Below are 7288 nucleotides of genomic sequence, written 5' to 3' on the forward strand. Positions count from 1 at the left end.
CCAACAAACAAAAAAGGCACCCAAAAGGGTGCCTTTTTCACGTCTGTAAGCAAGGATTACTCGTCTAGGCCAAGCGCCACAAAACGGGGGTCTCCACCGCGCCGCACCAAAAGCAGGATCGACTTGCGGCCGCCCTCTTTGGCTTCATCAATCCGCTTTTCGAGATCGTCCAATGTCGCCACTGGGTTTTGCCCGGCTTCGGTGATCAAATCCCCGGCGCGCAGGCCTTTTTCAAACGCGGGCGAGGTCTCATCAACCGCAACAACGGCCAATCCACCGGCGTCTTTGCTAAGGCCAAGCTCACCCCGGATCTCATCGGTCAGCGGGCTGAGGGTCAGGCCCATCAGTTCCATTTTCGATGGCTCTTCTGGCGTGTCCTCTTGCGCGGGTGGGGCTTTGCCCTCGGCTTCTTCGCGACGGCCCAAGGTCACCTTGAGTGTCTGCGTTTCACCACCACGGTTCACAACCACCCGGACCGTTTGACCAACGGGGGCATTGGCAACAACGCGGACCAACTGGCGGGTGTCTTCAACCGCAACACCATCGAAATTGACGATCACGTCACCGGCCAGAATGCCACCCTCTTTGGCAGGACCATCCGGCACATCCGACACAAGTGCGCCTTTAGCATCTTCAAGACCCAGAGCTTCGGCCACATCATCGGTCACGTCCTGAATGCGCACACCCAGCCAACCGCGACGGGTTTCACCGAATTCTTTGAGCTGATCGACAACCTTGGTCACCACGTTGGACGCCATGGAAAAGCCGATCCCGATCGAGCCACCATTGGGCGACAGAATCGCGGTGTTCACACCGATCACGTCACCGTCCATATTGAACAGCGGACCACCCGAGTTGCCCCGGTTAATCGCCGCGTCTGTTTGAATGTAGTCGTCATAGGTGCCGCTTAGGGCGCGGTTGCGGGCGGAAATGATCCCAGCAGAGACCGAGAACCCTTGGCCAAGCGGATTGCCCATCGCCATGACCCAATCGCCAACGCGGCCGGTGTCGCTATCTCCAAAGCTGACGAATTTAAGCGGTTCTTCGGCTTCGACTTTGAGAAGCGCAATATCGGTATTTGGATCGGTTCCGATTAGTTTCGCGGGCAATTCAAAGCCTTCGAAGAACTCAATCAGGATCTCATCGGCCCCTTCGATCACGTGGTTGTTGGTGACAACATAGCCGTCTTCGGAAATCACAAATCCCGAACCAAGGGCCGAGCTACGACGTGGGCGGTCGCCATCTTCGCCGCCGCGGTCCTGAAACTCACGGAAGAAATCTTCGAACGGCGATCCTTCGGGTACGATACCCTGTGGGCCGGTGCGCCCTTCGACTACGGTGGATGTGGTGATATTCACAACCGACGGGCTAATGCGTTCGGCCAGATCAGCAAAGCTTTCGGGCGCGCCACGCGCATGCGCCATCAAAGATTGCGACAAGATCAGAACCATCGACAGCGTCGTCAGCCAGAACAGCCTGAGCGGCGTCACATCGTCCTTGGTCAAAGCGAGGGATTGGGGTTTCAAACTTGGCACTCCTTGTCATTGTCAGGTGTGGGCCCGCATTGGTGCGCGCCGCGTCCTGCCTCCTGCTAGTGTGACAAAGATAGGTGCACCTGCGCAACACCAAAGGCGGGAAAACCCGACCTCAAGCGATTGTGAAGGGAGAGTGAGCGGAATGTCGCGAGATGCAGAGCAACGACCGCAATGCATAATTGCCATAAGTTGACCGCCGTCAAAAACCATTTGGTATTGCTGCGCATTCGACGTGGACGGAGATCGGTTTGGCTAGGCATCCTAACTGCAGTAAAGGCAAAACTGTTCAAAATCGTCCTATCCCTCACCCATACCGTTCCTCATAAAAGGATCGCAGGGCATCTAACCCTTCGGTTTGCTGCCTCAGTATTTCAGGTGCTTCGCGTAATGTTCGTGTGTGTTGGTCAATCGTGGCTTCCAAACTTGCCAACCGTTCAACTTGACTACCAAAAGAGACGTTTCCAGCAGCAACCCGATCGCGCGCCTCAGTGAGCATCGACACCGATTTTTCCAAGTTTTCTAGGCCTTCGCGATAACTCTCCGCTCCACGTTCATAAAAACTTACAAACGCAGCAAGTCGCTCTTGTGCTCTGACAGGGTCAGTCGGCGTCTCTAGGTCTCCAAACCCCGGAATGCTAATAACCCTGCTCGACCCATCGCCCGTTCAGCCTGAGTTCCTTCAATGAAAACTGCTTCAAATTGATTGATTTCGCCGCTCGTGTTCTCAGGTGCACCAGCCGGTACAATCTGCGGCTGATGTCCGGATGAAATTCCGTAGAGATTCAATCTTGAGGCTCCACAAATAATACTAGTTGTTGATCCACCAACTTTAGTTACGCGCACGCTACCTTCAAATTGATTAAAACGAGCCCGAACTGATTGGATTTGCTCTTTGACACAACCCGTACCTCGTCAAAGCGCCCCTTGCCGACCTAGCACGTTCAAAAAACAATCGCTCAGACCGCTTTAACAATAATCCTTTTCTAAAGCGTTCGACGCGATATGCCCTGAGTACAAACCTTTCCCAGGCGGTCCACCAAAGCCACTTTGGAGGTACAGTGTCATAAAGAAAATCCACGTCTTTTGTGTGCGGACCTTTCTGAGTCGTGCTTGGTGCAAATCGTCGTCAGGCACTATCGTGATCTTACCGTTTCGCCCCTTGGGAATCGCATCTCATTGAAACACAAAAACAGCCGTGACCTTTAGAAATGCCCCCACCAAAGGATGCAAACCCCAGTCACAACCGTTGCCAGTCCCAAAACCCGACGTGTGTCCAAGGGCATCTCGCGCAGCGCCTCAAGCAGGCGCTCGACAAGCGAAGGGGCCAGTGCGTACACCAGCCCCTCGATCACGAGGAGCATACCGATCCCCGTTAATATGTCCGTCCAGCTCACTGACGTGGTGTCACTGGGCTGGTGCAGCGTTTTCACTGCCGAAATAGTCAAAGAACTGACTGTCCGGCGTGATCACCATGGTCGAATTGGACCCGCGCAGCGCCGCCTCATAGGCCTGCAAAGACCGATAGAAGGCAAAGAACTCCTGATCCGCGCCATAGGCTTCGGCAAAGACCCGGTTACGTTCCGCATCCGCTTCACCGCGGATCACGTTGGCTTCTTTTTCGGCCTCGGAAGTTGTTTCAACCACGGTACGATCGGCAAGCGCGCGCACACGCTGGGCCGCTTCGTTACCACGGGCGATCTCATCCGCCGCTTCACGTTCCCGTTCGGCGCGCATCCGAGCAAAGGTCACCTCAAGGCTTGTCGCCGGCAGGTTGGTTTGCTTGAGACGCACGTCAACAACGTCAAGACCAAGCGACAGCGCCTGGACGCGGGCACGATCACGGATGCGGTTCGTCAACCCACGGCGATCAACCGACAAAATCCGGTCCGAGGTGACCTGATCGGCCCCCAAGACTTCGCGGATCATCGAGTTGAGAATGCCGGAAAGACGGTCTTCTGCGACGCGAATGCCGCCCACGCCAACCGCCTGACGGAACTTGACCACATCAGCGATCCGGTAACGGGCAAAGGCGTCAACAACCAAACGACGGTCGTCGGATGGGGTGACTTCGATGGTATCTGTATCAAGGCTCAGAATACGATCATCATAGTAGACAACCTCTTGGATCAGCGGGATTTTCCACGCCAAGCCGGGGTCTTCTTTGACATCCTTAATCTGACCAAACTGCAGAACCAGCGCCTTTTGGCGTTCGTCCACAACAAAGACCGCAGACAGGATGACCACCAAAAGGATCACAAAAGCGGGGAGTAAATATGCTGTCTTACGCATTAGTTCTTCCCTCCGGTCCGGTTCAACTCATTCAGAGGCAGATATGGCACAACACCACCCTCCCCCGTCAGGCTGGGATCAAGGATCATCTTATCGACATCACCCAACACGTTTTCCATTGTCTCCAGATAAAGACGTTTGCGCGTCACTTCTGGGGCCTTCACATATTCATCACGAACCGAGGTAAAGCGTGCCGCCTCACCCAAGGCTTCGTTGACCACGCGGGCACGGTAACCTTCGGATTGCTCAAGAACCTGCGCCGCGTCACCACGGGCTTCGGCCACAACCTTGTTGGCATAGGCATCCGCTTGACGTTCAAGACGGTCACGTTCTTGCTCAGCTTCCTGAACTTTTCGGAACGCGTTGATAACTTCATCAGGCGGGTCTGCCTTGGCAAGGTTAACCCGGACAATCGAGATACCGGATTCGTATTCGTCCAGCGTCGCTTGAATGTTTTCCATCGCCGTATCAGCGATCAAACCACGATCACGGTTCAAAATTGGCGCAAGGTTGGTTGCCGCGATGATTTCGCGCATGACCGCCTCGGACACCGCCTGAACAGTCAACTGAGCATCGGCAATATTGAACAGGTATTTGGCCGGATCGGTGATGTTCCAAACCACTTGGAAGTCAATATTAACGATATTGGCGTCCGTGGTTAGCATCAAGCCGTCGCTACCGCGTCCGCCAATGGTTTCAGAGCGTTCCGAGGTCACATTCACCACCTCAGCCGTCACAAACGGCCATGGGGCAAAGTTCAGTCCCGGATTGCCGGTGCTGGAGTATTCCCCAAGGAACAACTCAACCGACTGCTCTTCGGGTTTAACTGTGTAAAAGCTTCCAAAGGCCCAAAGACCAACAAGGATCAGCGCGCCAAAAACGGCCGTCCCTTTGTTAAAGCCACCACCGGAACCGCCCGACCCGCCGCCGCGTTTCGCGCCGCCGTTATCGCCACCGCGACCGCCCATAAGGACGCGCAGCTGTTCCTGGCCTTTTTTCATCAGCTCATCAATTTCGGGGATCTGACCATCGTCGGGGCGCTTGCCGCCACCGCCCTGAGGGCCGCGACCGTTGTTCCCGCCGTTGTTGCCGCCGCCATTGCTGCCGCCGTTATTTCCGCCGCCCCCCCAGGGGCCGCCGCTGTTTCCTGCCATGAAGTGTCGTCCTTCTTTGGTCCTTTGGCGTCTCTCTTACAGTAACCTGTGCGTGATTTGGTTAAAATTCAACCAGTCCGCGTGGGGTTCCGCATTGTGACAAGTTCTTCGGCCATAACCGGGTGAACTGCAACCACTCGGTCGAAATCCTCTTTGGTTGCACCCATTTTTACGGCGATTCCGGCCAATTGGATCATTTCCCCTGCCGCTGGTGCGACGATATGCACGCCCAGAACCTTGCGATTGGCTTGGGATACGATCAATTTCATCAAAACGCGGTCCGCGCATCCGGCAAAGCTCGACTGCATCGGTTTGAACGAGGTCGCATAGACTTCGATCGGTTCTTGCTCGCGCGCCGCCTCTTCCGAAAGGCCAATGGTGCCATATTCGGGCTGGGTGAACACCGCGCTTGGGATCAACTCGTGATCCACCGGGGTTGGGTTGCCCTTAAACACGGTCTCGACAAAGGCCATGCCTTCGCGGATCGCAACCGGCGTGAGGTTGACGCGGTCGGTTGCATCGCCAATCGCATAGATCGACGGCACCGCGGTCTGGCTATATTCGTCCACAAGAACTTCGCCCTTGCGGCCAAGTTTCACGCCCACCTCTTCTAGGCCCATGTCATCGGTGTTGGGCTTGCGCCCGGTGGCAAACATCACGTGATCAAACACATGTTCCGAGCCATTGGTGGCCTTGACCCAAATGCCGTCATCAACCCTTTTCATCTCAAGCACATTGGTGCCAAGATGTAAATCGACTCCCTTTTGGATCATCTCTTCGGCGATCAAGCCACGCGCTTCGTCGTCAAAGCCGCGCAGAATTTGTGCGCCGCGATAAAACTGCGTGGTTTTCACACCCAAGCCATTCATCACCCCGGCAAATTCCGACGCGATATAGCCGCCACCGACGATGAGGATATTCTTGGGAAGCTTAGGAAGGTGGAAGATTTCGTTTGACGAAATCGCCAAGTCCGCACCGGGAATGTCGGGCATCGTGGGGCGTCCGCCCATCGCCAAAAGGATGTGTTTGGCGGTCTTACGTTCACCGGTCGAAAGCTCAACCGTATGGGCATCAACAACCTTGGCGCGGGCGTCAAAGGTCTCAACACCGCTGCCTGCCAGCAGTTTGCGATAGATGCCTTCAAGGCGGTCCAACTCCGCCGCCAGTTTACCGTGGAAATGATCCCAGTTGAAATCACCGGACGTCATGTCCCAGCCATAGGCCTGCGCCTCGGCCACTTTTTCGGGATAGCCCGAGGCAAACACCATCAGCTTTTTGGGCACACAACCGCGAATAACACAAGTGCCGCCGTACCGGTCCTCTTCGGCAAGGCCAACCTTGGCTCCAGTTTCACCCGCCGCAACCCGCGCCGCGCGCACGCCGCCCGAACCGCCGCCAATCACAAATAGGTCAAAATCAAAGTCGCTCATGGCTGTCCCCAGTCTTCCTGTGTCTGCTTGCGTGTCTGCCGCCGCAATGTGGTGCAAAGATATTCCATAGCGCAGATAGGAAGGCCAGAGCCGGATGTCATCCCGAAGATGCGCACGAGTTTGTTAAAAGCGTTACAGAACGAAAAAGCTGCGCCCTAACTCAGACCACGCCGAGCCAGTTGATCTTGCCATGGCGCTTCGACGTCGGGGGCATAGTGCTTGATTGCAGACAAACAACGTTCGGCCTGTTCTGACGTCAAAGCATCAAATGGCAAAATGACACTTGTTCGACCAAAACCTTGTGCCGCATAGTTCACATATGACCCAATCAGACGCCTCTTCGCTCTGCGCAGTTCAATAGACCTCAGCTGGTCCCAAGGAACCACCAGCTCGCCATTCATTGACCAGCCATCTGCATCTATTCGCAAGATCGTACCCTGTTTCGACAAAGCCGCCCGAAACGAACGGAAATCTTGGGCAGCGCGGAAGATGACAGCGGCCAGAGAAAGAAAAAATATCACCGCCAATACCCATGAGTCGGTCAAAAAACGCCAATCATCCGCAAACTTCGTCGCAAACAAGATCGCGGTAGTAAGCCCAAATAATGGCGGAAACACACGGAATGGGAATTTGGGCCTTTGCAATTCGCCTTCAAAATCAGAATGATACATCCCACCCCTTTTCACAATCGTCTAGATCAAAGTTCACCACGGCTTACCTTTGGTATCATGACCGACGATCACATTGAACTCTCGGCTCAGCTTCAGCATCCGGCCAGTATTTTTTGATAACTTCGAGTGCAACCTTTGACCGTTCTTTGGTCAAGTCCTGCAAGGCCAACGGCGCTGTAACCCTTTCTGACTGCCAGACAAAAGTTACA

Annotated in this window: 6 protein-coding genes; all 6 read right to left on the reverse strand. The window is 55.0% G+C overall.

Annotated elements, in window-relative coordinates:
• Window positions 1–56 precede the first annotated feature (56 nt).
• The 6 genes from AC5EFR_RS04865 to AC5EFR_RS04890 all read right to left on the reverse strand — a co-directional run bounded on the left by AC5EFR_RS04865 (window position 57) and on the right by AC5EFR_RS04890 (window position 7079).
• Window positions 57–1451: a DegQ family serine endoprotease gene (locus AC5EFR_RS04865; protein ID WP_493574836.1), complete on the reverse strand. Its 1395-nt coding sequence runs from the start codon at window positions 1449–1451 to the stop codon at window positions 57–59.
• Between the two features lie 1286 nt (window positions 1452–2737).
• A complete protein-coding gene (locus AC5EFR_RS04870; protein WP_493574837.1) occupies window positions 2738–2929 on the reverse strand; it encodes a DUF2065 domain-containing protein in 192 nt (63 codons plus the stop codon).
• A gap of 10 nt (window positions 2930–2939) precedes the next feature.
• The gene (hflC, locus tag AC5EFR_RS04875) at window positions 2940–3824 is read right to left on the reverse strand and encodes a protease modulator HflC (RefSeq protein ID WP_493574831.1); all 885 of its coding nucleotides are present in this window, start codon (window positions 3822–3824) and stop codon (window positions 2940–2942) included.
• Entirely contained in the window at window positions 3824–4978 is a 1155-nt protein-coding gene (hflK, locus tag AC5EFR_RS04880) for an FtsH protease activity modulator HflK (protein WP_493574832.1), read from the reverse strand. Before hflK ends, hflC begins: the two co-directional genes overlap by 1 nt.
• Window positions 4979–5046: 68 nt before the next feature.
• Window positions 5047–6408, reverse strand: coding sequence for a glutathione-disulfide reductase (gor, locus tag AC5EFR_RS04885; protein WP_493574833.1), 1362 nt, complete (start codon window positions 6406–6408; stop codon window positions 5047–5049).
• Window positions 6409–6563: 155 nt separating this feature from the next.
• Window positions 6564–7079 carry a hypothetical protein gene (locus AC5EFR_RS04890; protein WP_493574834.1) on the reverse strand — a complete coding sequence of 172 codons (516 nt, stop codon included), beginning with the start codon at window positions 7077–7079 and terminating at the stop codon, window positions 6564–6566.
• Between the last annotated feature and the right edge of the window lie 209 nt (window positions 7080–7288).

This window comes from Pelagimonas sp., from assembly GCF_058892305.1.